Origin of the sequence: Streptomyces sp. NPDC058662 (assembly GCF_042716255.1) — a bacterium.
Taxonomy (GTDB): domain Bacteria; phylum Actinomycetota; class Actinomycetes; order Streptomycetales; family Streptomycetaceae; genus Streptomyces.
The window spans coordinates 43,936-70,443 of record NZ_JBHXRU010000008.1; the positions used below are offsets into that span (position 1 = coordinate 43,936).

General features: G+C 76.2%; 18 protein-coding genes. 9 read left to right on the forward strand and 9 right to left on the reverse strand.

Going from position 1 to position 26,508, the window contains the following annotated elements; genetic code table 11:
- Positions 1–162 precede the first annotated feature (162 nt).
- The 3 genes from ACFWUQ_RS05575 (at position 163) to ACFWUQ_RS05585 (ending at position 7,123) form a co-directional block, all read left to right on the forward strand.
- Positions 163–1,341: an AAA family ATPase gene (locus ACFWUQ_RS05575; protein WP_384533183.1), complete on the forward strand. Its 1,179-nt coding sequence runs from the start codon at positions 163–165 to the stop codon at positions 1,339–1,341.
- A gap of 68 nt (positions 1,342–1,409) precedes the next feature.
- Entirely contained in the window at positions 1,410–5,153 is a 3,744-nt protein-coding gene (locus tag ACFWUQ_RS05580; RefSeq protein ID WP_384533351.1) for a DUF5682 family protein, read from the forward strand.
- The gene (locus ACFWUQ_RS05585) at positions 5,150–7,123 is read left to right on the forward strand and encodes a hypothetical protein (RefSeq protein ID WP_384533185.1); all 1,974 of its coding nucleotides are present in this window, start codon (positions 5,150–5,152) and stop codon (positions 7,121–7,123) included. Before ACFWUQ_RS05580 ends, ACFWUQ_RS05585 begins: the two co-directional genes overlap by 4 nt.
- 55 nt (positions 7,124–7,178) lie before the next feature.
- Here the strand turns inward: ACFWUQ_RS05585 and ACFWUQ_RS05590 are convergent, their stop codons facing one another.
- On the reverse strand, positions 7,179–7,658 hold the full coding sequence (locus ACFWUQ_RS05590) for an HAD domain-containing protein (RefSeq protein ID WP_384533188.1): 480 nt from the start codon (positions 7,656–7,658) through the stop codon (positions 7,179–7,181).
- A gap of 56 nt (positions 7,659–7,714) precedes the next feature.
- Positions 7,715–9,337 (reverse strand): carboxylesterase/lipase family protein, encoded by a 1,623-nt coding sequence (locus ACFWUQ_RS05595; protein ID WP_384533190.1) that lies wholly within the window; start codon positions 9,335–9,337, stop codon positions 7,715–7,717.
- A gap of 167 nt (positions 9,338–9,504) precedes the next feature.
- Between ACFWUQ_RS05595 and ACFWUQ_RS05600 the strand changes: the two genes are divergently transcribed.
- On the forward strand, positions 9,505–10,473 hold the full coding sequence (locus ACFWUQ_RS05600; RefSeq protein ID WP_384533193.1) for a hypothetical protein: 969 nt from the start codon (positions 9,505–9,507) through the stop codon (positions 10,471–10,473).
- A gap of 104 nt (positions 10,474–10,577) precedes the next feature.
- Here the strand turns inward: ACFWUQ_RS05600 and ACFWUQ_RS05605 are convergent, their stop codons facing one another.
- From ACFWUQ_RS05605 to ACFWUQ_RS05615, 3 genes are read right to left on the reverse strand one after another with little or no spacing between them, the layout of a single operon-like run.
- Positions 10,578–11,603, reverse strand: a complete 1,026-nt coding sequence (locus ACFWUQ_RS05605) for an NAD(P)/FAD-dependent oxidoreductase (protein ID WP_384533196.1) — start codon at positions 11,601–11,603, stop codon at positions 10,578–10,580.
- Complete coding sequence (locus tag ACFWUQ_RS05610) at positions 11,600–12,154, reverse strand: isoprenylcysteine carboxyl methyltransferase family protein (protein WP_384533353.1); 555 nt, start codon at positions 12,152–12,154, stop codon at positions 11,600–11,602. The genes ACFWUQ_RS05605 and ACFWUQ_RS05610 overlap by 4 nt, the downstream gene beginning before the upstream one ends.
- A gap of 51 nt (positions 12,155–12,205) precedes the next feature.
- Positions 12,206–13,267, reverse strand: a complete 1,062-nt coding sequence (locus ACFWUQ_RS05615) for a type III polyketide synthase (RefSeq protein WP_384533199.1) — start codon at positions 13,265–13,267, stop codon at positions 12,206–12,208.
- Between the two features lie 76 nt (positions 13,268–13,343).
- Between ACFWUQ_RS05615 and ACFWUQ_RS05620 the strand changes: the two genes are divergently transcribed.
- Complete coding sequence (locus tag ACFWUQ_RS05620) at positions 13,344–14,240, forward strand: UbiA family prenyltransferase (protein ID WP_384533202.1); 897 nt, start codon at positions 13,344–13,346, stop codon at positions 14,238–14,240.
- Positions 14,241–14,262: 22 nt separating this feature from the next.
- Here ACFWUQ_RS05620 and ACFWUQ_RS05625 read toward each other — a convergent pair whose 3' ends face one another.
- On the reverse strand, positions 14,263–15,315 hold the full coding sequence (locus tag ACFWUQ_RS05625) for a PHP domain-containing protein (RefSeq protein WP_384533205.1): 1,053 nt from the start codon (positions 15,313–15,315) through the stop codon (positions 14,263–14,265).
- A gap of 116 nt (positions 15,316–15,431) precedes the next feature.
- On the reverse strand, positions 15,432–15,908 hold the full coding sequence (locus ACFWUQ_RS05630) for a MarR family winged helix-turn-helix transcriptional regulator (protein WP_384533208.1): 477 nt from the start codon (positions 15,906–15,908) through the stop codon (positions 15,432–15,434).
- Positions 15,909–16,039: 131 nt separating this feature from the next.
- On the opposite strand from ACFWUQ_RS05630, the gene ACFWUQ_RS05635 reads away from it, so the two are divergent.
- The 4 genes from ACFWUQ_RS05635 to ACFWUQ_RS05650 all read left to right on the forward strand — a co-directional run bounded on the left by ACFWUQ_RS05635 (position 16,040) and on the right by ACFWUQ_RS05650 (position 20,510).
- Positions 16,040–16,450, forward strand: coding sequence for an organic hydroperoxide resistance protein (locus ACFWUQ_RS05635; RefSeq protein ID WP_384533211.1), 411 nt, complete (start codon positions 16,040–16,042; stop codon positions 16,448–16,450).
- A gap of 70 nt (positions 16,451–16,520) precedes the next feature.
- Positions 16,521–18,305 carry an FAD-dependent monooxygenase gene (locus tag ACFWUQ_RS05640; RefSeq protein WP_384533214.1) on the forward strand — a complete coding sequence of 595 codons (1,785 nt, stop codon included), beginning with the start codon at positions 16,521–16,523 and terminating at the stop codon, positions 18,303–18,305.
- A gap of 130 nt (positions 18,306–18,435) precedes the next feature.
- The gene (locus ACFWUQ_RS05645; protein ID WP_384533217.1) at positions 18,436–19,710 is read left to right on the forward strand and encodes a VWA domain-containing protein; all 1,275 of its coding nucleotides are present in this window, start codon (positions 18,436–18,438) and stop codon (positions 19,708–19,710) included.
- On the forward strand, positions 19,710–20,510 hold the full coding sequence (locus ACFWUQ_RS05650; protein WP_384533220.1) for a hypothetical protein: 801 nt from the start codon (positions 19,710–19,712) through the stop codon (positions 20,508–20,510). The genes ACFWUQ_RS05645 and ACFWUQ_RS05650 overlap by 1 nt, the downstream gene beginning before the upstream one ends.
- A 74-nt stretch (positions 20,511–20,584) precedes the next feature.
- On the opposite strand, the gene ACFWUQ_RS05655 is transcribed toward ACFWUQ_RS05650, so the two are convergent.
- Complete coding sequence (locus ACFWUQ_RS05655; RefSeq protein ID WP_384533223.1) at positions 20,585–22,948, reverse strand: serine hydrolase; 2,364 nt, start codon at positions 22,946–22,948, stop codon at positions 20,585–20,587.
- 237 nt (positions 22,949–23,185) lie between these two features.
- A complete protein-coding gene (locus tag ACFWUQ_RS05660) occupies positions 23,186–26,137 on the reverse strand; it encodes a discoidin domain-containing protein (RefSeq protein ID WP_384533226.1) in 2,952 nt (983 codons plus the stop codon).
- Positions 26,138–26,508 lie beyond the last annotated feature (371 nt).

The window sequence follows — 26,508 nt, forward strand, 5'->3', positions numbered from 1 at the left end:
TGTTCCCCGGCGTCCCGCCTGGGGTGGCGCGGCGCCCCCGCCGCGGGTGCGCCGCGCCCCCCGACCCCGTCCAACACCCGCCCCGCTGTGGGCGTACCCACCCGTGTGCGGGTGGCCACGGCCGCCAGTACCCGCACCGCTCCGGAAGACCGAGGACCCCGTATGACCGTCACCGAAGAACGCGCCCCCGCCCCCGCCCCCGTCCCCGGCGCCCGGCAGGCGATGCCTGCCGAGGAGCGGCACGCCGGCGAACTCGCCTTCCTCGCCGCCCAGGACACCGGCCCCCGCCCGCCCGGCTGGGCCCTGACCCCGCGCGCCGTCGTCACGTTCATCTGCGGCAGCGACGGCGCCGAGCTCGCCCTCCCCGGCCGCCGCCGGCCCGGACTGCCCGCCAAGCTGGCGATCGCCCCGAAGTTCGTCGGCGAACGCGCCCTGGTCGAGCGCTGCGTCGTCACCCTCGCGGGGGAGCGCGGCCTGCTGCTCACCGGCGAGCCCGGCACCGCCAAGTCCCTGCTGTCCGAACTCCTCGCCGCCGCCGTCTGCGGTACCAGCGCCCTCACCGTGCAGGGCACGGCGGGCACCACGGAGGACGCCTTCCGCTACGGCTGGAACTACGCCCTGCTGCTGGCCCAGGGGCCCACCCCGCAGGCGCTCGTCGACTCCCCGGTCCTGTCCGCGATGCGCACCGGCCGGGTGGCCCGCGTCGAGGAGATCACCCGCTGCCTGCCCGAGGTCCAGGACGCGCTGGTGTCGATCCTGTCCGACCGGCGGGTCTCCGTACCCGAACTGACGTCCACCGAGGACGCGGTGGTCTCCGCCGCCCCCGGGTTCACGGTCATCGCCACCGCCAACCTGCGCGACCGCGGCGTCTCCGAGATGTCCGCCGCCCTGAAGCGCCGCTTCAACTTCGAGACGGTCGCCCCGATCGCGGACGCGGACGCCGAGGCCGAACTGGTCCGCCGCCAGGCGGTGGCCGCCGTCCAGCGGGCCGGCGCCGCCTTCGGCGTCGACGACGCCGTGCTCGACGCACTGGTGACCGTCTTCCGCGACCTGCGCTCCGGACGCTCCGCCGAGGGGTGGGACGTGGAACGCCCCGGCACCGTCATGTCCACCGCCGAGGCCGTGCAGGTGGCGGTGTCGCTGGGGGTGGCGACCGCGTATCTGCCCGGCGCAGACGTGCTGGACCTGCTCCCGGGACACCTGCTCGGGGTCGTCCGCAAGGACGATCCGGCCGACCACAGCCGCCTCCTCGGCTACTGGGACGGCCCGGTCCGCCGCCGTGCCGAGGACGGCTCGGCGATGTGGCGCCGCCTCTGGGACCTGCGCGGGAGTCTGCGGTGACCCACCCCGCCCCGCACCTGGCCGGTGCCGCCCCGTACCCGGGCGCAGAGCTGCCGGCGGGCGATGTCCTGGCTCCGCCGGCGGGCGCCGCCCCGTGCGCGGACACCGGCCCCCAGGCCGATCCGCCGCGTGCGGTCGAGGCCTTGGCCGCCTCGCGCCGGCCGTACCTGCTCGGCGTGCGCCACCACAGCCCCGCACTGGCCGCCGTGGTCCCCGCCCTGCTCGACGCCTCGGCGGCGGACGTCGTGTGCGTGGAGCTGCCGGTGGACTTCCAGCCCTGGCTGGAACACCTGGCCGACCCCGAGACGCTGGCGCCGGTCGCTCTCGCGGGGTCGGGGCAGGACGGCCGGCTGGCGTTCTACCCCTTCGCGGACTTCTCACCGGAACTCGCCGCGATCCGCTGGGCCCACGAGCGGGGCGCGACCGTACTCTGCTGCGACCTGCCGCTGTCCGACGGGGGCTGGACCCTGCGGGACCCGTCCCAGGAACCCCGCCCGACCGGGGCAAAGGCCCCGCGCCGGTCCTTCGCGGACGCCCTGTCCGCCGCCGGATCGGGCCGGGCCGGCGACGACATGTGGGACCGCGTGGTGGAGGTGCTGGCCCCGGGCTGCGCCCCGGAGGCAGTCCGGCGCGCGGCACTCGGCGTCGGCTGGGCGCTGCGCGCCGACGCCCCCGTCCCGGCGACGGACCTGGCGCGCGAGGCCCACATGCGGGCCGTGATCGCCTCGGCCGCCGCCGGGGGCCGCCGGGTGGCCGCCGTCATCGGCGCGTTCCACGCCCCGGCCCTCGCCGCCTCACCCCCGCCGCCCGATCCCGCCCTACCCGCGACCACGCCGGCCGGCCCCGCCTCAGGCGAACTCCCCGGGGCCGCGACTCCTCCGGTTCCCACTACGGCACGGAGCACGGCTCCCGCTGCGGGTGCGGCTTCCGCTACGGCCGCGGGTCCCGCCGCAAGCGCGGCTCCCGCCGCAAGCGTGGTGCCCGTCGCCGGCGGGGCGCCGGGAACCGCCCCGTGGTCCGGCAGCCGGACCGGAGGCGCCGTCACTTCCTTCGTGCCCTACTCCTTCGACCTCCTCGACTCCCGTTCCGGCTACCCCGCCGGTATCCGCGACCCCCTCTGGCAGCAGGCGGTCCTGCACGCCGGCGGGGACCCCGGCCTGCTCCGGGAGGCCGCCTCCGCCGCCGTCACCGGGATCTGCCGCGAGCTGCGCCGCGCCGGGCACACCGCCGGTACCGGGGAGGCCGCCGAGACCCTGCGCCTCGCCTGCGACCTGGCCGTCCTGCGCGGACTCCCCGCGCCCGGCCGCGGCGAGCTCCTGGAGGCCGTCACCACCGTCCTCGGCCAGGGCGAACCGCTGGGCCGGGGCCGGGCCCTCGCCCGCGCCCTGGAGGCCGTACTCGTCGGCACCGCCCGCGGCCGGATCACCCCCCACGCCCCCCGCTCCGGACTCGGCCCCTCCGTCGAGGCCGAGCTGGCCGCGCTCCGGCTGCCGTCCCCCGACGACCCGGCGCCCCGGGAACTCCGCCTCGACCCGCTGCGCTCCGCACTCGACGCCCGGCGCGAGGTCCTGCTGCAACGCCTCCTCGTCTGCGGAGCCTCGTACGGGGAGCCCCTCACCGTGGCCTCCACCGGTGACGGCACCGCCCTCGGCACCAAGTGGCGGCTGTCGTGGACGCCCTCCGTCCCGGCCCGCCTCGACCTCGCCGGAGTCCGCGGCGTCACCGCCGCCCAGGCGGCCGCCGGCACCCTCGGCGACACCGCGCGCCGGGCCGCGGCCGACGGCGGACCCACCCCCGCGCAGATCCTCGCCGGGCTGGCCGCCGCCGCCCGGTGCGATCTGCCCGAGCTGGTCGACGTACGCCTCCAGGAGGCGGCCGCCGTCCTGACGGCGACCGCGACCCTGCCCGAACTCCTCGACGCCCTCGACCTCCTGGAGGCCCTCCGGCGGGGCCACCTGCCCGGCACCTCCGCCGGATCCCGGACCGCCGCCGCCGCGCTCACCGGCGAGCTCCTGGAGGCGGCCGTACGCTCCCTGCCCGGCCTGTCCGGCAGCGCGGACCCCGCCGACGCGGCCGCCCTCGTCGCCCTCGCCGACCGGGCCGCCGCCCGGCACCTGGGGCTGCGCACCGACGACGCCCTGGCCGCCCTGGCGGACTCCGGGTCCCCACTCATGCAGGGCGCCGCCCTGGCCGTACGGGTGCTCCTCGACCTCGCACCGGCCGACGAGCTCGGCCGCCGCGCCGCCGGCTGGATCGACGGCGCGAGCACCCCCGACGGCCGCCGGGCCCTGACCCGCCGGATCGGCGGCCTGCTCACCGCCGCGGGACCCCTCCTCCAGTCGTCCCCCGCCGCCCTCACCCCCCTCCTGGACCGGGTGGAACACCTCGCCGACCAGGACTTCCTGGACCGGCTCCCCGCCCTGCGCGGGGGCTTCGACGCCCTGTCCCCGAGCGCCCGCGACCAGTTGCTGGAGACCGTCACCGAGCGGCTCGGCGACCGCCTCGACCTCGCGCTCGACGCGTCGCCCGAGCTGCTGGCCCTGTGGGCCGCCGCCGACGCCGCCGGACTCGCCGCGCTCAAGGACCTGCCCCTGCCGCCGACCGCGGCACACCCCGGCGGGACGGTTCCGACCCGGCCCGACCCCACGCCCGCCCCCGACCCCGACCCCGCGCGGGCCGCCGGCGACGACCGGCGGCTCGCGCCCGCCGACCGCTGGCGGCTGCTCCTCGGCCGCGAGCGCGACCGCCTCCCCGACGGCGCCCGCCGCTACGCGCACGCCCTCGACGAGCTCTACGGCGCCGGGCGCGGCGAAGGCACCCTCGACATCGGCGGAGGCCGGGGCGCGGGCGGCGGCCAGGAGGCCTCCTTCCCCACCGCCCGGGAGTGGTCCGAGGAACTGGAGGCGCTGTTCGGGACCGACGTACGGGAGGAAGTGCTCGCCGGAGCGGCCGAAGCGGGCCGCACCGACGTACTGGCCCAGCTCGACCCCGCGTCCGTACGCCCCTCCGTGGAGCTCCTGACCTCCGTACTGTCCCTCGCCGGCGGTCTGCCCGAGGCCCGGCTCGCCCAGTTGCGCCCGCTGGTCGGGCGCCTGGTCGACGAACTGGCGAAGGAGCTGGCCACCCGGCTGCGCCCGGCCCTCTCCGGCCTCACCACCCCGCGCCCGACCCGCCGCCCCGGCGGCCGCCTCGACCTCGCCCGCACCCTGCGCGCCAACCTCGCCCACAGCCGGCGCCGAGCCGACGGCAGCGTGGTCGTGGTCCCCGAACGCCCCGTCTTCTCCACCCGGTCGAGCCGCGAGGCCGACTGGCGGCTCATCCTCGTCGTCGACGTCTCCGGCTCGATGGAGGCATCGGTCATCTGGTCGGCGCTGACGGCGGCCGTGCTGGGCGGCGTACCCACCCTGTCCACCCACTTCCTCGCCTTCTCCACCCAGGTCGCGGACCTGACCGACCGGGTCGATGACCCTCTCTCGCTGCTGCTGGAGGTGAGGGTCGGCGGCGGTACGCACATCGCCGCCGGGCTCGCGCACGCCCGCTCCCTCATCACCGTCCCGAGCCGGACCCTGGTCGTCGTGGTCAGTGACTTCGAGGAGGGCGCCCCGATCGGCGGACTCCTCGGCGAGGTCCGCGCATTGGCGGCCTCCGGCGCCCAGCTGCTCGGCTGCGCCGCGCTCGACGACGCGGGCGCACCCCGCTACTCGATTCCCGTCGCCCGCCAACTCGTCGCGGCCGGCATGCCGGTGGCCGCCCTCAGCCCCCTCGCCCTCGCCCGCTGGGTGGGCGAACGCCTCCGTGGAGAGCCCCGTTGAGCCCTGACAACCCGGCCGTCCCCGGCACCGTACTGCCGCCCGTCGCACCCGAGGTCCTCGCCGAGGCGGTCGAGAACCTCACCGCCCGGCTGCGCAAGAAGCTCGACGCCGCCATCGCGGCCTGCGGTGCGGACGCCGTCCGCGGGGCGGACGGGAGTACGTGCGTCCGCTTCGGCGAGGACGCCCTCGTCACGCTGCGCCCCGGCCCGGACGGCACGGTCTCCGAAGCCGGACAGGCCGTCTGCGGATGCCTGTTGGCCCCCCGCTGCCTGCACCGGGCCGCCGTCCTCGGCGCCGCCCCCCTGGCGGATCCGGCGCCGCCGCCGACGAGCGGGGAAGCGGGCGGGGAACCGGACCGGACGCCGGGGCTGGAGCACGAGCCGGACCCCGACGCCGACGCGCTTCCGGAGTCGGACCCGGCGGACCCGGCGCGTCCGGCGGACCCGGCCCGCCAGGCCGAAGCGGCCGAAGCCGCCGACGCGGACGCCGGCGCACAGGGCCCGCCCGCCCTCACCGACGACCAGACGCGCGCGGCCGCCGCGCTCTGGCGCGCGGCGGCCGAGGCCCTCGCCGCCGGGGTCACGGCCGCGGGCGCCGTGGCCCAGGCCGAGCTCCTGCGCGCGGCGCACACCGCCCGCGTCGCCGGCATCCCGCGCGGCGAGGCCGCCGCCCTGCGGGTCGTACGCGGCCTGCGCGCCGCGCGGGACCGCCAGGCCGCCCAGAAGCTCGGCGACCTGACCGAGGGGTTCCGCGAACTCCTGCGGACGGCCGCCCTGCTGGCCGCCGGAACAGCCGACCCCGCACTGACCGGAACCGCCCGCCGGGCCTACACGCCCGGCGGCAGCCTCCAGGTGTACGGCCTGTGCCGGGAGCCCGTGCTCACCGCCACCGGATACGCGGGCGTGGTCACCCACCTGCTCGCCGGGGACGGCAGCCCCTACTCGGTCTCCGACGTGCGGCCCGGAGGCCTCGCCCGGGCCCGGGGCGCCGGCGCCGCCTCCGTGGCACTGGGCGGAGCCGTCCTCGACCACGCCGGGCTGGCGCGCGGCGGCCTGCGCGTGGCCGGCGCCACGGTCTCCGCCGACGGGCGCCTCGGTTCCGGACGCGGGGTCAGGGCGACCCCCGTGCGCGGCACCCCTTGGAGCGAGCAGCCCGCCGCGGCGCTGTTCGGGCGGCCGGCGGCCGAGGCCGTGGCCGCGCGCCAGGCCGACCCGGACGGGGCCGAGGCCGCGCTGCTCGGCTGCGAGGTCGTGGTCGTCGGCCCGGCGGGGGACCACGTCCTGGTGCGCGAGGCGCGCCCCGGCGGACCGCTGCTGCGGCTGCGGCCCGCCCACCCCCATCCCGAGCTGGCGCACACCGACAATCTGCGCCGCATCGCCGCCCACCCCGGCCTCCTGCTGCGCGTCCTGGGCCGCCCCGACCTCGACCGCGCGGCGAGCCTGCGCCCGCTGGCCGTGGGCCCGGTGCCCGGCGCCGCGTACACCCTGCGGCTGCCCGAGGAGTGGCTGGACCGCGCCGACCTCGGCTACGACCGGCTCCAGGGCAGCCACTTCCCACCGGCCGCCGACGCACCGGCCGCCCAGGCCGCCGACACACCGGCCGCCGACGCACCGGCTCCGGACCTCCCCGCAGCCGTGCGCGACCCGCTGGCGGACTCACCGCTGTGGCGCGTACGCAGGCTGCTGGAGACGGGGGTCGCCGGCGGCCGCAGGGCGGTGGCCGAGACGGCGCGCGGCGATGCCTCCCGTACGGCGCAGGGCCCGTTGCGGCGGGCCGGGCTCGGCGCCGCGGCGGAACTGGCCGCCGCGCTCCGCGCGGAGGCGGACCGCCGTCCCCGCGACGCCTTCGGCCGGCTCACCGACCCCTCGGCCGACGGCTATGCCTGGGCCTGGCTGGCGGCGGCCACCCACCTGGCAGCCGCGGAACGCTCCCTGGTCGCCGCCTCCTGGGAGGGCTCCCGGGACGCGTGAGCCGCCCTGCCCCGCCGCCGCGCGACCCTTACCGCCCTGCGGCGGGCACCGGCGGCTACAGCCACGCCGACAGAGCCGCGAAGTCCGCACCGGTGAGGCCCACACCCGGGTCGACGCGGTGCAACAGGGCCCGACCCCTGTGGTGCGCCGCCGTCCACACCCGGTCGGCGTCGGTGATCTCGTCGTCCAGCCAGACGAAGTCCCGTCCGGCCGCGTGCGCGCAGAGGGCCGGGGTCTTCCAGTGCACCCCGCCCCGCCCGCCCCAGCCGTCCGCCTCCGGCTGCTCCGGCCAGTGCACCAGGGGGAGTTCCGGCAGGCCGAGGCGCGGGGCGATCACCTCGTTCGCGTCCGCCATCCAGGTCGTGGCCCACACGAGGTCGAAACCCGAGTCGGCCAGTAGGGGTCCGAGCGCGGGATCCAGGCGTGCCAGCAGCGGATTCGGGTCCGTACCCCGGGGGTACGGACCGGCCCCGAAGGGGATCAGCGGCCCGTCGACATCGAGGAAGAGCAGCGGGCGGACGTCGTGACCGGTCATACGAGCACACTACGACTCACCGGCGGTTCGGCGGTCCGGTAGCCCCGCGGCCCGGCTCAGGGCCACCGGGTGTCCCACAGGGCGCACTGGTGCGCGGTGCGCGCGTCCACCGCACGGACTCCGGCCGGGCCGGCGGCCAGGGAGAGGACCGTGGTCGGCGCCCCCAGGTACGGCCAGTCCGGAGCACCTGCCGCCCGGGGCGTGCCGGTGCGGGCGAAAGCGGTCCAGTAGCCGGTCATGCGGTCCGAGAGCACCCGCTGCGGTTCGGTCAGCGGCGCCAGCGCGAACAGGAAGGGCAGCTCGAAGCCGTGCGCGGCGCCGTACGGCAGGTCCGGCGGCTGCGGCAGGCCGGTGAAGTTCGGGGCGCCCCGGTCGCTGAACAGGTAGGCGAACGTGGGCACGTGCCGGGACAGCGCAGCGCCGTCCCGCAGCGCGGGGCAGATGAACGACGCGTCGGACAGCACGGCCGCCCACGCGACCGCCGGTGTCGGGTACGCCGCCGCGGGATACCGCTCCTCGACGGCACGGGCGGTCGAGGGCCCGAAGGACCGCTCCAGCCGCGCCCGGTACGCGCTCGCGTCCGGGACGGGGTCCACGGCCAGGGTCTGCCCCAGGAAGAGCCGCATCTCGTCCAGCGTCGCGCCCTGCAGGACCGGAACCCGGTGGAAGCGCCCCGACTCCAACGCGCGCCGGGGCTCCTCGGGCAGCAGGGCGCCCCCGTACGGGATCTGCGAGAACCGCTGCATCAGTTCGGGGGTCGCGAGGGTGCGGGCGTCCAGCCGGCGCAGGCACTCCAGTACCCCGGCGGGCCGGTCGCAGCCGAGGGCGGCCGCCGCCCCGACGCCGTCCGAGACCGCGCGCTGCTCGGGCGCGAAGGGTTCGTACGCGCCGAGGCCGGGCAGCAGGGACCGGGGCGGCATGGTCGTCGAGCACGACCCGCTCTGGACGATCGCCCGGTGGAAGAGGCCGGCGGAGCCGGGGGCGACGAGATGGGCGCAGACGCTGAGGCCGCCCGCCGACACGCCGAACACGGTGACGTTCCCGGGGTCGCCGCCGAAGCGCGCCGCGTTCGCCCGCACCCAGCGCAGCGCCTCCTGCTGGTCGGCGAGGGCGAAACCGGGAGCCCCGCCCAGCTCCGGATGGGCGAAGAGGCCGAAGACACCCAGCCGGTAGTTGACGGTGACGACCACGGCGTCGCCCCGGAGGGCCAGGCGTTCCGCCCGCCCGTAGAGGTCGCCCGCGCCGGTGGTGAAGCCCCCGCCGTGGAACCAGACCATGACCGGCCGCCGCGCCGGGCCCGCGCCGGGCCGCCCCGCCGCCCGGCCCACCGGTCCGCCCGGCACCATGACGTTGAGGTACAGGCAGTCCTCGGAGCCGCCCGGCCCGCCGGGCCCGACGGCGGGCAGTTGGACGCAGGCCGCCCCGGGCGCCCCGGCGTCGCGCACCCCCGCCCACCGGGGCGCGGGCCGGGGGAGCCGCCAGCGCGCCGCACCGGTCGGGGCGGCCGCGTACGGAATGCCCTCGAAGGTGCTGTAGCCGTCGTGCGCCCGGCCGCGCACCACGCCCCGGTCGGTCTCCACGACCGGTTGCCCCGGCCCGCCCGCCGCTGCCACCAGCAGCAGCACGAGGGGCAGCAGCACGGCTCCCCGCAGGCGCCGTAGGACTCGAACGTAGGGCACGGCGGACGCCCCTTCCCCTGGACAGCGCACGGATGCACCCCGTTTGCCCGCCCCGAATGGCGCAGCGGACAGAAGTGGCAGTCAATGTAACAAAGCGTGCGCTTCCCATGACGCACGATGACCGGCGCGCGATGTGTAGACCCGCGCGTCGGCGAACGGAGCTTTCCATGAATGACCCCACCACCCTCGCGGCGCCGGAGCATCCGGAGCACGGCGACCGCCCAGGGAACCCCGACACCACCGCCCCCGACGCACCGGACACGCGGCCCGTACGCACCCTGCTGGACACCGCCGCCACCTGCCGTCCGGTCGAGGAGGTCACCGCACTGGTCAGCCTCCTCAAGGAGGGCGGCCAACTGCCTGACCCCGCCCACGAGACCCTGCGCACGGCGGCCGTGACCCGGCCGGTGGACGAGGTGCGGCGGATGGTCGCCCTGTTGGGCGAGCCCCCGCACGACGTCCTTGAGGCCGACATCACGCTGCGCGCCGCCGCCGTCGGACGCTCCATCGAGGACGTGGCCCTGCTGGCGGCCAGCTTCGGATCCGAAGCGCCCGGTGCGGCCGACGGGCCCGACCCGGGGCCGGCGCCCGCCGCTGCGGCCGGACGGCACGAGGAGGGCGAACCGCCGTACGAGCCCGCGCACGAGGAGCTGTACGGCGCCCCGTACGCCGAGCGGCCCCGGCGAACCGCCGCCGCTGATCCCGCTCCCGCCCGGGCCTCGGCCCGTACGGCCGCCGGGCGAACCGCCGCCTCCCCGCTGCCGCGCGGTGTCCTGCGCTGGTCGGTGGTACTCGCCCTGCTGGTCAGCGGAGCCCTGCACCTGCCCGCGGACCTGACGGCGCTGCCGCCCGCCACCGCCCTCGCGTCCCTGCCGCTCCTCGCCACCGCCCTGTGCCTGGGGCTCGGCGCGCTGCTGGCGCTGCGGGACACCACGGGGACGATGCGGGCCGGCGCGATCGCCGCCGTCGCGGTCGTCGCCCTGCACGTGTGCGGCGGCGCGATGGGCATCGACCCCCTCGACGGCTCGGTCGGCGGCTCGCTGGCCTGGGCCGGTGTCGCCGTCGTGCTGTGCGCGGCGGTCGGCGCCGTCCTCGCCGGACTGGCACTGAGGGAGCGGCAGGAGCGCTCGGCCTGACCGGCCGAGGCCGCGAGCGGCACCCCGCGCCCCGCGCGCGGGGTGCCGCCCCGCTCCCGCCACTGCCTCGCCCGCGAGGGCGCGTTCCGCCCTCGCGGATCCGCTCACGCCAGCACGTTCACCGCCCGGGTGAACACGCGGGGAAGCCGGGCCGCCGCCGGGACGATCCGCTCGGCGAGCCGGGGCCGGTGCCGTGCCCACAGGAGCGAGGCGGTGAGCGTCCGGTAGCTGCGCGACAGCTCCCGCCAGGCCTGCTCGTACGCCTGGGGCCGCCCCTCCCGTACGCAGCGCACCAGTTCGCCGGCCGCCGTGACGGCCATGGTGACGCCCTCGCCGGTGAGGGCGTCGACGTAGCCCGCCGCGTCCCCCACGAACAGCACCCGCCCCGCCACCCGTACGCGGGAGCCCTGGCGCAGCGGGCCCGCCCCCCGGACCGCCGTGGCGGGGGCGCCGGACAACCGCGCCGCCAGCAGCGGGAAGCGGGCCAGCTGCACGTCGAACGGGACGTGGTCCGAGGTCAGGAGCGCCACGCCGATCCGGTCGGGCGCGACCGGGGTCACGTACGCCTCGCAGCGGGCGGACCAGTGAACCTCCACCAGGTCGCTCCAGGGCGCGATCTCGTAGTGGCGGCGCAGCCCGTAGCGCGCGGGCCGGCCGGGCACGGGCGGGCTCGACAGGCCGAGGCCGCGCCGGACCGGGGAGTGCAGCCCGTCCGCCGCGACGAGGTAGCGCGCGGTGAACCCGGCCGCCTCGACGCGCTCGCCGTCCTGGCGGACCGCGCCGACGCGCCCGGCCACCACGCGCACGCCGAGCTGGGCCGCGCGCTCGGCCAGCGCCGCATGCAGGGCGGTCCGGCGGACACCGAGGCCCGGGCCGCGGTGGAACAGCCCCTGCGCGGACCGGCCGCTCACGCCGTCCACGTACCGGATGCCGCGGAACGGCTGCCCGGCCACGGGCACGCCCAGCTCCCGCAGGCCCCGTACCGCGCGCGGCATCAGGCCCTCCCCGCAGGCCTTGTCGACGGGGGAGGAGCGCGGCTCCAGGACCACGGTCTCCAGACCGGCCCGTGCGCCGTGGATGGCGGTGGCCAGCCCGGCCGGGCCCCCGCCCGCGATCAGCAGGTCGATCACGCCCCGGCACCCGCCGACGGGACGGAGGCGGGGGCCCGCAGCCGGCCGCCCTCGGTCAGGGCCGTGTCCTCGCAGCCGATCCGCACCCGCAGCAGCACCAGGTTGAGGACCGTGAAGCACAGGGCGGTCAGCCACGCGGTGTGGACCAGCGGAAGCGCGACCCCCTCCGCGACGACCGCCACGTAGTTGGGATGGCGCAGGTACCGGTACGGACCGGCGGCCACCAGCGGCAGCCCCGGCACGACGAGCACCCGGGTGTTCCACCGGGGCCCGAGGGCGGCCACGCACCACCACCGCAAACCCTGCGCCGCCACGGCCACGGCGAGGGCCGACCAGCCGAGCAGCGGCACGAACGGGCGATGGGCGGCCCAGGGTTCCACCACGCAGCCCACCAGCAGCGCGGTGTGCAGGGCGACCATGGCCGGGTAGTGGCCGCGGCCGTACTCGCGGGCACCCCGGGCCAGGCTCCACGCCCGGTGGCGGCGGGCCGTCACCAGCTCGGCGAGCCGCTCGGCCACGACGACGGCGACGAGCAGCAGGTACAGGGTCATCGAGGACGGCGGGAAGGCGGAAAGCGTCGGCATGCGGTCACCAGTCTCCAGTCACCAGCGGAGCAGGACGAGTTCGGAGGCGAACCCCGGACCGAAGGCCAGCATCAGGCCGACGGATCCGGGCGGCGGCGGTCCCGCCGTCTGGACCTCGTCCAGGATGTGCAGGACCGAGGCCGAGGAGAGGTTGCCGACGGAGGCCAGGGAGCGCCGGCTGGCCGCGAAAGCGGATGCGGGCAGGGCCAGCGCGTCCGAGAGCGCGTCGAGGATCCGGGGCCCGCCCGGATGGCAGATCCAGACGTCGACGTCGGACGGCTTGAGGTCGTGGGTGGCGAGGAAGGTCTCGACCTCCTCCGCCACGTGCAGCCGTACGAGGTCCGGGAGTTCGCGGCCCAGCACCATGCGGAAGCCCCAGTGGCCGATCTCCCAGCCGAGGAGGTGCTCCGTGCCCGGGTAGAGGCGGCTGCGCGAGGCCACCACCGAGGGCCCCGCGGCCGCGGCGTACAGCGGGTGCCCGCGGCCGACGGCCAGCAGCGCCCCGGCCCCGTCGCCGAACAGCGCCCCGGCCACCAGGTTCGCCATCGAGGTGTCCGTGGGCTGCAGGGTCAGCGAGCACAGCTCGGTGGACAGCAGGAGCGCCGCGTGGTCCGGATGCCCCGTGAGGTGGTCGTGGACGCGGGCGACGCCCGCGGCGCCCGCGGCGCAGCCGAGACCGAAGAGCGGGACGCGCCGGATGTCGGGGCGCAGGCCGGCGCGGGAGGCGAGGCGGGCCTCCAGCGACGGCGTCGCGAGCCCGGTCACGGTGGTCGACATGACGAGGTCGAGGTCCCGGGCCGCCAGACCGCCGACGGCGAGGGCCCGCGCGAGGGCCGAGGCCCCCAACTCCAGGGCCTTCTCCACGAAGAGGGCGTTGGTGGCGCCGAAGTCGTACGACGGCCCGTACCGGTCCAGGGGGAGCGCGAGATGGCGCGCGTCCACCCGCACCGAGGCGTGGACGCGGTGCAGCAGCGCGGTGTCGGAGCCGGGTGGCAGGAAGCGGGCGAGGGCCGCGGCGATCTCGGACTGCGCGTGGCGATGGGGCGGGAACACGCTGCTCACTGCCAGGACACGTGTCATTGATCCACCATAGGAAAAAACTGACACCTCGTGAGGAATCGGGGGTACCGGGCGCGCCGCCGTCTAGCGTGGCGGGGTGACCCCGTCCACCGAACAGACCCGCCGGACGCCCCGGCCCCCCGGCCGCCCCCAGCGTGACGGTACCGCCCGGGGCGGTACCGTTGGCGCGCTGCTGGCGGCCTGCCATCCGCTGCCCGCGGCGGCCGTCACGGTGCTCGCCGCCGCCCTCGCGGTGCTCGTGGGGCGCGACCTCCCGGGCGTCGCCGCCACCACCGCCGCGGTGGCCGCCGGGCAGCTGTCCGTGGGGTGGTGCAACGACCGGGCCGACCTCCACCGGGACCTGGTCTCGGGCCGCCGTGACAAACCGCTGGTCGCCGGCACGGTGACGGCGGCGGCCGTGTCCCGCGCGGCGGGCGCCGCCCTGCTGCTGTGCGTGGGGCTGTCGCTGGCGGCCGGGCTGCTCGCGGGCGCCGTGCACCTGGTCGCCGTCGCGGCCGGCTGGGCGTACAACCTCTGGTTGAAGAGCACGGTCTGCTCCTGGCTCCCGTACGCCCTCGCCTTCGGCCTGCTTCCCGCCTTCATCACCCTGGGCCTGCCCGGCGGACCGTGGCCGCCGTTGTGGCTGACGGCCGCCGCGGCGCTGCTGGGCGCTGGGGCGCACTGCGCGAACGTGCTGCCGGACATCGACGACGACCTGGCCACCGGGGTCGTGGGACTGCCGCAGCGGCTCGGCGTGCGGTACGCCGGAGCCCTGGCCGCGGTGCTGGTGCTCGGCTCGGCCGCGGTCCTGGTCGTCGGGCCGCCGGGGCGGGTGACGGCGTACGGCTGGGGGGTGCTGGCGGTGACGGCGGCGGCGCTGGCGGCGGCGGCCCGCCGGCCGGCCGGGAGGCTCCCGTTCCGGGTGACGATGGCCGTCGCCGCGGCCGACGTCCTGCTGCTGGCCCTGCGGCTGCGGGGCACCGGCCCGGCGTGACCGCGCCGCCCGGCGTGACCGGCTAGGCGTTCGGGGCGGGGTCGGGAGGCCGCCGCGTGCGGGTCCAGGCCCGGACCTGCGGGGCGGTCCACGCGGTGACGACGCGTTCGGGCGGGACGCCGCACTCGGCGGCCCGCTCGCAGCCCAGGATCTGCCAGTCCAGCTGGCCCGGGGCGTGGGCGTCCGTGTCGATCGCGAACAGCGTCCCGGCCGCCACCGCGAGGCGCAGCAGCCGGCGGGGCGGGTCCAGCCGTTCGGGCCGGCTGTTGATCTCCACGGCGGTCCCGGCCTCCGCACAGGCGGCGAAGACCGCCTCGGCGTCGAACTGCGACTCGGGCCGGGTGCGTCCGGTGACCAGCCGCCCCGTGCAGTGCCCCAGGACGTCCGTCAACGGGTTGCGCACGGCAGCCAGCAGACGCCGCGTCATGGCGGGCGCCTCCATCCGCAGCTTGGAGTGCACGGAGGCGACGACGACGTCGAGGCGCTCCAGGAGTTCCGGTTCCTGGTCCAGGGAGCCGTCGGGCAGGATGTCGCACTCGATGCCGGTGAGCAGCTCGAAGGGCGCCCAGGCCCGGTTGAGTTCGGCGACCACCGCCAACTGCTCGCGCAGCCGCTCGGGGGACAGGCCGCGCGCGACCGTCAGCCGCGGGGAGTGGTCGGTGAGCACAGCCCAGTCGTGGCCCAGCGCGGCGGCGGCCCGGCCCATGGCGTCGATGGGGCTGCCGCCGTCGGACCAGTCCGAATGGACATGGCAGTCCCCGCGCAGCGCGGCCCGAAGGGCGGTGGCCGCCGGGTCGGCGGGAGGACCGTCGGGGAGGGCCGCGGCCTCGTCCTCCAGCGTCTGCAGATAGGCCGGGACTCCTCCGGCGAGCGCTTCGCGCACGACCTGCGCGGTCTTGGGGCCGAGGCCCTTCACGGCCTCCAGCGAACCGGCACCGGCACGCTCGGCCACCTCGCGCTCGCCCATCCGGGTGACCGCGGCCGCCGCGTTGCGGAAGGCCCGCACCCGGTAGGTGGGCGCCAGCGCGCGCTCCAGCAGGAAGGCGATCCGGTCCAGTGCCGCAACCGGGTCCATGGCGTACCTCCTCCGCCGCTTCCGCGGCTCCCGCCCAGTGTGACAAGGGCCGGCATGCCGCGCACGGGGTGCGCTGACGCGCTCGTCCTCCGCGGCGGTACCCGCGGGAGCGGCGGTCAGACCTCCGTCGGGGCGGCCGCGTCGAGGGCTGCCGTGAGGCGGCTCAGCCGGTCCTGGAGGTCGTGGATCTCCGCGAGGTCGAAGCCGGTCGCCGTCGCGATCCGGCGCGGTACCGCCGCCGCGCGGGCGCGCAGGGCGGCGCCCTCCCCGGTGAGGTGCGCGTGCACGGACCGCTCGTCCTCGGTGCTGCGCTCGCGGCGGATCAGCCCGGCCGCCTCCAGCCGCTTGAGCAGGGGCGACAGCGTGCCGGAATCCAGCCGCAGGTGCTGCCCGATCTGCTTCACGGGGAGCTCGCCGTGCTCCCACAGCACCAGCATCACCAGGTACTGCGGATAGGTGAGGCCCAGGTCCTTGAGGACGACGCGGTAGAGACCGCCGAAAGCGCGGCTCGCGGCGTTCAGCGCGAAGCAGATCTGGCCGTCCAGGCGGAGGAAGTCCTGGTCGGGGCGGGGCGCGGTCGGCAGCTCGGTCATGGGACCAGTGTACGCGGCGCTGCCTGGCGAGGCATTTAATTGTGCACAACTTAATTGTGTGCTCTACTTGTGGAGCGCGGCCGGCCACCGGCGGCGCACCACCCCGGTTCACCCCTGCGAGAGGAACTCCGATGGACGCGCTGTACACCGCCGTCGCCACCGCCAACGGCCGCGAGGGCCGCACCGTCAGCTCCGACGGCCAGATCGACCTCGCGCTGGCGATGCCCCCGGCGCTCGGCGGCAACGGCCAGGGCACCAACCCCGAGCAGCTCTTCGCCGCGGGCTACGCCGCCTGCTTCGCCAGCGCCCTCGGCCTCGTCGGCCGCCAGGCCAAGGCCGACACCAGCGAGGTCTCCGTCACCGCCGAGGTCTCCATCGGCAAGGACGGCGCCGGCTTCGGCCTCGGCGTCACCCTGCGCGTCGAGCTCCCCGAGGCCCTGGCGGGCGAGCCCGGCGCCCTGCTCGTGAAGCAGGCCCACGAGGTGTGCCCCTACTCCCGCGCCACGCGCGGCAACATCCCCGTCGAGCTCGTGATCGAGTAGCAGCCCTCCCGGCCCCCGGCGACGATGGAGTCACATCCACTCGCGGGGGACCGACGGGCCGGGAGGCACGGTGGCGCACAGCTACGCAGCGGACGTCCTCGTCGTCGGCGCCGGTCCGGTGGGCCTGACCGCGGCGGGCGAACTACGGCGGCGCGGCGTCGGCTGCCGGATCGTCGACCGGCTCCCGGCCCGCCTGCCGTTCGCCAAAGCCGTCGGCGTCCAGCCGCGCACCCTGGAGATCTGGGACCGGATGGGGCTGGTGCGCACCGCCCTCGAAGCGGCCGTCCCGATGCGCGGCCAGCTCATGTACGTCAACGGCGTCGAGCAGCCGCGCATCGACCTCTTCCTGCCGCCCGACGTGCCGTACGGCTTCGCCGCGCTGCCGCAGTACGAGACCGAGCGCATCCTGGAGGAGTTCCTCGCGGGCTTCGGCACCGGGATCGAACGCGGCACCGAGCTGGTCTCGTTCAGCCAGGACGACAACGGGGTCACCAGCCTCCTGCGCAGCCCCGAGGGCGTGGTGGAGGAGGTCCGCTCGCGCTACCTCGTCGGCTGCGACGGCGCCCACAGCATCGTCCGCAAGGGCCTCGGGCTCACCTTCGAGGGCGGGGCCTTCCCCGACGAGTACATGCTCGCCGACGTGGAGGTCAACTGGGACCTCCCGCACGAGTACGGCGTCCGCGCCCTGCACAAGGACGCCGCCGGCACCCTCGACGACATCCTGGTGTGCATCCCGCTCCCCGGCCGGGGCCGCTACCGCATGTCGATGCTCGTGCCGCCCGGCCTCTCCCTGGCGGGGCAGCCCGAGGCGGCCCCGACCCCGCCCGGTGACGCGCCCGGGACATCCGGCGACGCACCGGGGACACTCGGCGACGCACCCGGGACGCCTGGTGGCGCACCCGGCGGAGCCGACGGCGTCGCGCACGGCCTCGAAACCGGCCGCGCCCCCGCCCTGCCCGACGTCCAGGCCGTCCTCGACCGCCTCTCACCCCGCCCGACGACCGCTTCCGGCATCCGCTGGGCCTCGGTGTTCCGCATCAGCCACCGACTCGTGGACCGGTACGGGGACGGCCGGGTGTTCGTGGCCGGGGACGCCGCGCACATCCACCCGCCCACGGGCGCCCAGGGCATGAACACCGGCATCCAGGACGCCTGGAACCTGGCCTGGAAGCTCGCCCTGGCCGTCGACGGCGCGGCCCACCCCGCGCTGCTCGCCAGCTACGACGCCGAACGCCGCCCGGTCGGCGAGGAAGTCGTCGGCCGCACCGTCCGGCACGCCCGGCAGGGCATCGAAGCCGACCCCGCCGACCCCGCCACCCTCATGCTCCGCGAGGCGCAACTCCTGGTCGGCTACCGGGGCGGCCCGCTGGTCGGCCCGGTCGGGGACGGCCCGGGTCCGCAGCCGGGCGACCGCGCCCCGGACTGCGCCGGCCTGACCGGCCCGATCGCCGCCTACCCGATGCGCCTGTACGACCTGCTGCGCGCACGCGACCACGTCCTGCTGCTCTACGGCGACGGCCCGGGGGGCCACGGCGACGACCCGGAGGACGCAGGCGACGGCTCGGCGGACAACTCCTCGGCGGACAACGGCTTCGACGCCCTGGCCGCCGCCGCCCGGGACGCCTCCGCGGGCCGCGTGGAGGCCTGCGCGATCCTCGCGGCCGGTGTCCCCGACGGCGTGACGCGGCTGCCGGTCTACCACGACGGTGCGGGCGAGTTCGCCCGGGGCTACGCGCCGACCGGCCCGACCGCCTTCGTGGTCCGCCCCGACGGCTACCTCGGCGCCCGCCTCTCCGCGCCCACCCCCCAACGCCTCGCCGCCCACCTCGCCACCGTCTTCGGCACCGCCCCGTAGCACCGCCCGCCCGGAGCGCGAACGGCCCGCCGCGTCCGCGCTCCGGCGCCGCCCGCCCCCGGTCGGACCGTCAGAACGCGCCCCGCGAGGCCGTTTTGGATTGCCGGACGATCCTCAATACGATCCGGCGATGATCACAAGAAAACGGCTCGCGGCCCGGGCGTGCGGCCTGCTCGCCGCCCTGGCCGTCGGGCTCCTCCCGGCGAACGCCGCCGCCGACGCACCGACGGCGAAGGAACCCCCCAAGGTCGACCTCGTCCTCGACGTCAGCGGCTCCATGCGGGCCAACGACATCGACGGCCAGTCCCGGATGGCCGCGGCGAAGCAGGCCTTCAACGAGGTCATCGACGCGGTACCCGACGAAGTCCGGCTCGGCATACGCACGCTGGGCGCCGACTACCCCGGCGAGGACAAGGCGCTGGGCTGCAAGGACACCAAGCAGCTCTACCCCGTCGGCCCCTTGAACCGGGCCGAGGCGAAAGCGGCCGTGGCCACCCTCGCCCCCACCGGCTGGACCCCCATCGGGCCCGCCCTGCTCGGCGCGGCCCAGGACCTCGAAGGCGGCGACGCCACCCGCCGGATCGTGCTCATCACGGACGGCGAGGACACCTGCGCCCCGCTCGACCCGTGCGAGGTGGCACGCGAAATCGCCGCCAAGGGCATCCACCTCGTCATCGACACGCTCGGCCTGGTCCCGGACGCCAAGACGCGCGCCCAGCTGACCTGCATCGCCGAGGCCACGGGCGGCACGTACACCTCGGTGCAGCACACCGCGGAACTCTCCGGCCGAGTGCGCCAACTGGTCGACCGGGCCGCCGACCCCGTCGTCAACCCCGTGGCCACCGAGGGCGCCCAGCGGTGCGAGGGCGCCCCGCTGCTCAAGCCCGGCCTCTACAGCGACCGCGAGAGCTTCGGCGAGCACCGCTGGTACCGGGTGGACGTCCTTCCCGGACAGGAGCTGCGCGCCTCCGTCAGCATCGCCGCCGACCGCGCCGTCCACAACGACTACGGCGTCCTGATGCGGGCCACGACCGTCCACGGACGCGAGATCGTACGCGGCTCGGAAGCGGGCGACGGGCGTACCGACCTCCTCTCGACGGGCCTGCGCTACCCGAAGGCCGAAGTCGACGCCGAGGACGGGCAGACCGGCCGCGGGACGGAGACCGTCTGCATCCAGGTCAGCAACTCCTTCTCCGCGCCCGCGTCCGTCAAGACCACGCCCGGCATGCCCGTCGAGCTGACCATCGAACTGGTGGACGGCCCCGACGGCATCTCCGACGCCGCCGCCTTCGGGCTGGGGCGCGGCTGGTGGCTGCTGGCCGCCCTGGTGCTCACCGGCCTGGCCGCCGGCCTGCTGTGGGGATGGGCCTCCCGCTGGCGCGTATCCGTCTGGAGGACCAACTGATGCGTACCGCACGCACCCTGACCGCCGCACTCCTGGCCGCTGCCGCCGCCCTCGCGGTGGCCGGTACCGCCGTCGCCGACACCGCGGCCGCCACTCCGAGCCCGAGTCCGAGCCGGAGTTCCGACCCGGCCGACCGGGCGCCGACGGAGGCCGGGACCAGCTTCCGTACCGCCGCCGCGTTCCGCCCGGGCCTGCGGGCCACGGCCGGCGCCTCCACCGGCGACTACCTCTACTGGGTGCTCCCCGTCGACGCGCAGCAGCGCCTCACCGTGCGGGCCTCGGTCACCCTGCCCCCGTCCGCCGGCCGCCACGGCGCCGCGACCTGGCAGCTCGACGTGTACGACGGTCTGCGCCGCCGCCAGGCGTGCACGTACGGGACGCAGAGCGCGGCCGCGGCCAAGGAAGCCGCGAAGGTCGACCTGTCCTGCACCCTGCGCACGGTCCGCGCCGGGGCGGAGCCCTGGGCCAACGACCCGCTGCCGGGCAGCTACTACGTCCGGCTGACCGTCGTCGACCTCCCGGAGGAGGACCTGGGGCAGGCGGTACGCGTCGCCGTGGACGCGGAGGTACGGGAGACCGGCGGCGCGCACGCCGTGGACGGCGCCCTCTCCGCACCGCTGGTGCCCGCCACCGTCACCGGCAGCCTGCGCGCGCCCGAGGACGGCTGGTCGGGCGGCTGGTGGTCCGACCGCTGGCTGTGGACCGCGGCCGGCGGAGTGCTCGGCGCCCTCGCGGGCATCTGGGGGTACTCGCTCACGCGCGGCCGGGGCCGCCCGACCCGGGTGCCGCACGGCGCCTGACCCCGGACACGAAAAGGGTCCCGCCGCGCCGCCCCGGCGGTCGGCGGGACCCTTCGCCGCGCGCGTGTCGACGGCTACCCGACGCGCAGGAGCCGGGTGCCGTACGAGGGTTCGGCCAGCTCGCCCAGGACCGCCACCGGCACGCTCTTCGCGCCCTCACCGCCGCCGACCGTCAGCCGGCCCACCTCCGTACCCGCCTTCGCCGAACGCGGCACGGCCGAGTCGGTGCCGGAGAGGGACAGCGACAGCCGCTGGCCGGGCACCCCGATCACATTCAGGTCCTGCGCGGCCACCAGCGGGGTACGGCCGCCGAGCTTGTCGTCCACGTACCCCACGACGTCCCCCTTGCGGACGACCGGGGACTGCGCGAGGGCTGCCCGCACCGACTCGATGATCTTCCGGCTGTTCGCCTTGACCAGGACCAGGCTGTTCGAGCCGTCGGGGTCCGGGCCGGTCACGTGCTGGTCCATCAGCGTGCCCAGGATCAACGGGGTCTCGTCGCCCACCGACTTGTACGCGGCCCACATCAGGGCTCCGCCGGCGGGGGTGCTGGAGCCGGTCTTGATGCCCCTGATGCTCAGACCCTGCACGGTGAGGAGGTCGTTGTTGTTGACGAGGGGCTTGGCCAGGCCCTTGATCGGCGCGCTGGGCAGGGCCACGATCGCCCGGAACGCCTCGTCCTTCATGACGGCCTCGGCGAGCTTGAGCTGGTCCGCGGCCGTGCTGACGGTCGCCGCGTCCAGCCCGCTGGGATCGGTGTACACGGTGTCGTCCATACCGAGTTCCCGGGCGGCGGCGTTCATCTTCTCGACGAACGCCGCCTCGGAGTCGGTACCGGTGTCCCAACGCGCCAGCAGACGGGCGACGTTGTTGCCCGACGGGATCATCAGCATCTTCAGCATGTCCTGCTGGCTGTACTTCGTCCCGGCGGTCAGCCCCTCGACCCGGGACTCGTGCTCCGAGGTGCCGTCCGCCACGGCCTTCGCGTCGACGGTGATGGAGGGGCCGGCGTCGTTCTTCTTCAGCGGGTGGTTCCTCAGGACGACGTAAGCGGTCATCACCTTGGCGACACTGGCGGTCGGCACAGGCCTCTGCTCGCCGAAGGAGCCGATGTCGCCGGAGCCCGGGACGCGCACCGCGCCCTGGCCCTTCTCCGGCCAGGGGATCGAGAACGCGCCGTCCACGGTGTGCGCGGAAACCGTGGACACGATCCCGGGGAGGGGCAGCGGGCGCAGCAGTTGCACGGCGGCGACCGCACCGGCGAGCGGCAGCAGGACGGGCGTCCACAGCAGCACGCGGCGTGCGACTGTCCGGCGGGCGGGTCGCGTCGTGAGGGTGAGCTCGGCCGGCAGGTCGAGCGGTGCGGGGCCGAAGGGAGCGGGCCCGGGCACGGGTCCGGGTGCGGGGACGGGTATGGAGGCGGGTGCGGGGACGGGTATGGAGGCGGGCGCGGGGCGTACGGGCGCCGGTGCGGCGGCGCGCGTGTGCAGTTCCTTGAGCGGTACGAACTCGCTCGTCCGCTCGCTGTCCGCGGTTCCGGGACGGTTCTCGGCCCAGGCCGGCGCCGACCGGTCCTTCCGCCCCTCCCGGGGACCGCTGCCGCCGCCCGCCTCGGCGGCCTCGGAACCTCGGGCCCCGGGCGCGGCGGTCGCGCTGCGCGGGCTCGGGACGGCGCCGGACTCGGCGGGGGCGGCGGGCTTCGCCGGCCCGGATGTGCGGGGTGCCGGGTCCGTGCGGGTCGGCGTGGGGCGGGGGGCCTCGGGTGCGTCCCGTTCGACGGTGTCCGCGGCGTCGTCGGCGTCGTCGTCGGTGTGTTCGGCGGCGGGGCGTTGTTCGGTCTTCGCCGGGGTCTTGCCGTCGGCGCTGGGGCCGGGGGCGCTCGGCGCCTTGACCGCCGTCGGGGGGCCCGGAGGGCCGTCGGCGTCGTCGCTCTCGGTGGACGCCGCATCCTCCGGCGCGTCGGTGGCGTCGGCCCCGGCCTCGCTCCCGCGGTCGGCGGAACGGCCTTCGTCGTCACCTGTATCGGCGTCGTCACCCGTACCCGCGTCGTCGGTCGCATCGGTGCCGTCGTCGCCCGTACCGTCGTCGTCGGTCGTATCGGCGTCGTCGTCACCCGTACCGGGGGCGTCGCCGGTTCCGCCGTCCGCGGTCGGTGCGGCATCCGTGGCGTCCCGGCCCTCGCCGCTCGCCGGGTCGCTGGGGGTGGGCGGGACGGGGACCGGCCGGCGTTCCGCGTCGGCGGGAGCCCGGTCGCCGCCTTCGGCGCTTTCGGTGCCGGCGGCCGGTACGGCTTCGCTCGGGGACTTCCCGGGCTCGGCCGCGTCCCGGCTCTCGGCAGCCCCTTCCGCCGCCGGTTCCGCGTCGTGCCCCGGCGGGACCGGGGTCCCCTCGTCCTTCGAAGTGTCCGAGGAGTCACCCGACACCGTTACCGCCTTCATCCCAGCCCCGCCTTGCCGCTCATACCCGGCGACCGCCCCCACCGCCCACGCGATGGCCCGCGGCCCGCCGGTCTTGCCGATATCGTGCGGCGGGGCCCGCGGGGCCCCGCCGACGGTCTAGATGCCGGGCGGGCCCGGCGCGTTCCCCGCCGCGCGACTTGTGACCGTACGGTCATACTCGGCCCGCGAGCAGACACGACGGCACGACGGCGTGACGGCGCGACGGCGCGACGGCGCCTACGGGGCGTACACCTCCAGTTCGGACAGCTGACCCGCCGGCCAGCCCGTGTTCCCGGTGAAGGTGAGCCGCACATAGCGGGCACCGGACGCCGGCAGAGGAATGCTGACACCGGCCCCGCCCCCGGTGAAGGCGTGGCCGGCGGGAGCCTTGAGTGTCGACCAGGCGGAATTGTCCGTCGATCCGTGCACCGACAGGGTCTGCGTACGCGTGGCCCAGGCGGGCGGGAGCCGCAGCACCAGGCGGCCCACCGTCCGTTCGGCGCCCAGGTCCACCGTCAGTGACTGCGGGAAGGCGTTGTTGGAGCTCTCCCAGTAGGAACCCGCGTCACCGTCCGTGACACGGGCGGGGACGTACTCCTGGCTGTGGCCGGTGTCCGACACGGTCCGTCCCCGCGCGAGGTTCGCGCTGCCCGGCGGAGGCGTGGGCGGGGGAGTGGTGGTCGGCGGGGCGGTCGGTCCGCCGACGGCGGGGTAGACCTCGAACTCCGCGATCTGGCCCGCCGCCCAGCCGGTGTTGCCGGTGATGTGGAGCCGGACGTAGCGGGCCGAGGCGCCGGCGTCGCGGCCGAGGGTCGCGCTGTTGCCGCCTGCCGGGTCGAAGACAACCCCCGCCGGGGCACGCAGTGTCGACCAGGAGGCGGCATCGGTGGACCCGAGCACCGAGAGGGTCTCGGTCCTGGCCGCCCAGTCCGCGGACGGCGGCAGCTTGAGGGCCACCCGGCCGATCGCCTTCGGCTCGCCGAGGTCCACCGTCAGGGTCTGCGGGAAGGCACTGCCGCCGCTCTCCCAATAGGTGGACGCGTTACCGTCGACCGCGTTCGCCGCGCCGTACGAGGGGAGCGCGGACGAGGTGGTCGTGCTCCGGCCCTGGGCCAGGTTGCCGTTCGGCGGGGTGGTCGGCGTGGCGGGCGGTGTCGTGGGGGTGGCCGGGGGTGTGGTGGGAGGGGCGGTAGGCGTGGGGGGCGGGGTGGTGCTCCCGCCGCCGGAGGGCACCCCGCCGTTCGTCCAGACCGGGTCGGGCCACAGGCCGGAGCAGGTCTGCCCGGTGTTCCAGCCGGAGTTGCCGCCGCCGTCGGTGATCCGCAGGCCGGTGCCGACGCAGTTGTGGATCGGGGTGGCGGCCTGGGCGATGTTCCTCGCGGTGACGCGGGTGAGCTTCATGTCGATCCCGGCCTGGACCTGGATGGCGTAGGTGCCGGCGCCGTCGATGGTGACGTCGGTGAACTCGACCCCGCTGATGGCGCCCTCGATCGAATGGATCGCGGCGTAGGAGGAGTCGAGGATCTCGGTGTCGGAGATGCGGATGGCCGCGCCCCGCACCGGCTCGTTGAGTCCGGAGAACCAGATCGCGCCGACGCCGAAGTTCCAGTTGAAGTCGCTGTTCCCGGCCCGGATCAGGGTGTTGCGGGCGGCGGTGACGGTGCCGGCGACCGCGGTGCCCCTCCCGGAGTTCACTCCCGGGTAGCGGTTGGCGATGTGCAGGCCGCCGCCGTTGCTGACGGTGTCCGACATGACGTTGTCGGAGATGGTGAAGTCCTTGCCGCCGTAGGTGACGATGTTGTTGGCGAGGATCGGCAGGACGACGGTGTTGTGGTCGAAGCTGATGTTGACGTTCGGCTGGTCCTGCGGCCAGGACGCCAGACCGTCGTCTCCCGCGTTGCGCACGAAGGTGTTGGTGACGCGGGAATTCGTGACACCGGTGTGGAAGTTCACGCCGTCCGCGGTCATGTCGAGGAAGCGGCTGTTCTTGATGGTGAAGCGGTCCATCGGACCGTCCATCCACGCGGCGACCTTGACGTGCTGGATCCACAGGTTGTCGACCGTGGAATCGGACATGGCCCCGCCGATCGCGTTGACCTGGTCGTCGTCGATCCGCTCGCGGATATCGCCGATGATCGCGAAGTCCTTCAGCGTCACGTTCCTGCTCGGCCCGTTGGCCTCGTGCGGGCGTACCGGGCCGGTGTAGCCGCCGCCGGGTACGTACTTGCCGTAGAAGCCGGCGGCGCGGTGGCGGTTCACCGGGTCACGACCGCCGAAGACGGTGTGCCAGGGCCCCGCGCCCTGGACGGTGACCCCGTCGACAACCACGTGGTCGTACAGCGTGTACGTGCCCGGCGGGACGAAGACCGTCCGTCCCTGGGCGCGGCCGGCGTCGACCGCCGCCTGCATCCGTGCCGTGGAGTCGGTGGCGCCGCTCGGGTCGGCGCCGAAGTCCGCGACGGCGTCGAGGGCGCCCGCCGGTTTCGTGCCGGCCGGGGCGACCCGCTCGAAGTCGGCGAGGTCGACGGTGAACGACGGGGACTGGGCGAGGGAGGTCACCTGCACCCGGATCCTGGTGCCCGCCGGGTAGGTGGCGCCGAGCAGGGTGCGGGACTCGTCGTAGAAGTGGTGCGGGTGGGTGTCGCCCGGGTTGTTGTTGAACGGGTACCCCCCGTAGTACCAGCTGTACTTGGAGGTCACCGGGAGGGTCCGGATCGACTGCCCGTCCGCCCGCACGTCCACGGTCGCGTCCCGGCCCCTGCCGTCGGCCGTGTCCGGCAGGCTGTAGCGCAGGGACATGGCGTTGGCGGGCTCGGTCAACGTGAACTCGACGTACTCGCCAACGGCGTCGAGCGTCACCGCCTGCCGCCCGGACGCTTCCGAGGGAAGGCGGCCGTAGTACCGGTCGGGGCCGATCAGTGTGCCGTTCGAGACGGCGTACTCGGCCTCCAGCTCCGTGAAGGGCACGTCGGCACCCCGGCCCGGTATGCCGATCGGCGAGGGGGTCGGTACGCCCGCGGCGTGGGCGGGGGGCGCGCTGCCGAGGGTCAGGGCGGTAATGGCGGCCGTCGCGGTCAGCGACAGGGCCAGCAGGACGGCGGCGCCCCGCTGCCGGACCCTGCGGAGTTGGCGGGGGCCCGGGGGGTGAGCCCGGGTACGGGGGGCGGGGCGGTGCGGGGATGGGGACACGGGCACGCACGTCCTTGCGGCTCGATCGACGGGGGGAGGGGGGAGTCGACTCAACGCAGGAGGCTACGACTCCGACCGTACGAAGTCCACGAGCAGGTGCAAAAAATCAACTCAGCAACGCAATTAACGCGGCACCTGCGTGCACGGCGGGACGGCGACCGCGCGGCACGGCAGCAGCCCGGCGACTCCGGCACCCGCCGGACCCGCGACTGCGCGCCGCGCCGGACCCGCGACTGCGCGCCGCGCCGGACCCGCGACTGCGCGCCCCGGCCGACCCCGCGACTCCGTGCCCCGGCGCCGGCGAGCGACGCGGCCGGCCCCGTACCGAAGTGGGCCGCAGACCCCAGCCGTAGTGAGTACGGCTACTCATC

Excerpts from the sequence above, each read along its gene's own strand:
- ACFWUQ_RS05575 (WP_384533183.1), top strand. The coding sequence starts at position 163 with ATGACCGTCACCGAAGAACGCGCCCCCGCCCCCGCCCCCGTCCCCGGC.
- ACFWUQ_RS05590 (WP_384533188.1), bottom strand. The coding sequence starts at position 7,658 with ATGACCGGTCACGACGTCCGCCCGCTGCTCTTCCTCGATGTCGACGGG.
- ACFWUQ_RS05600 (WP_384533193.1), top strand. The coding sequence starts at position 9,505 with ATGAATGACCCCACCACCCTCGCGGCGCCGGAGCATCCGGAGCACGGC.
- ACFWUQ_RS05610 (WP_384533353.1), bottom strand. The coding sequence starts at position 12,154 with ATGACCCTGTACCTGCTGCTCGTCGCCGTCGTCGTGGCCGAGCGGCTC.
- ACFWUQ_RS05615 (WP_384533199.1), bottom strand. The coding sequence starts at position 13,267 with ATGACACGTGTCCTGGCAGTGAGCAGCGTGTTCCCGCCCCATCGCCAC.
- ACFWUQ_RS05625 (WP_384533205.1), bottom strand. The coding sequence starts at position 15,315 with ATGGACCCGGTTGCGGCACTGGACCGGATCGCCTTCCTGCTGGAGCGC.
- ACFWUQ_RS05630 (WP_384533208.1), bottom strand. The coding sequence starts at position 15,908 with ATGACCGAGCTGCCGACCGCGCCCCGCCCCGACCAGGACTTCCTCCGC.
- ACFWUQ_RS05635 (WP_384533211.1), top strand. The coding sequence starts at position 16,040 with ATGGACGCGCTGTACACCGCCGTCGCCACCGCCAACGGCCGCGAGGGC.
- ACFWUQ_RS05645 (WP_384533217.1), top strand. The coding sequence starts at position 18,436 with ATGATCACAAGAAAACGGCTCGCGGCCCGGGCGTGCGGCCTGCTCGCC.
- ACFWUQ_RS05650 (WP_384533220.1), top strand. The coding sequence starts at position 19,710 with ATGCGTACCGCACGCACCCTGACCGCCGCACTCCTGGCCGCTGCCGCC.
- ACFWUQ_RS05655 (WP_384533223.1), bottom strand. The coding sequence starts at position 22,948 with ATGAAGGCGGTAACGGTGTCGGGTGACTCCTCGGACACTTCGAAGGAC.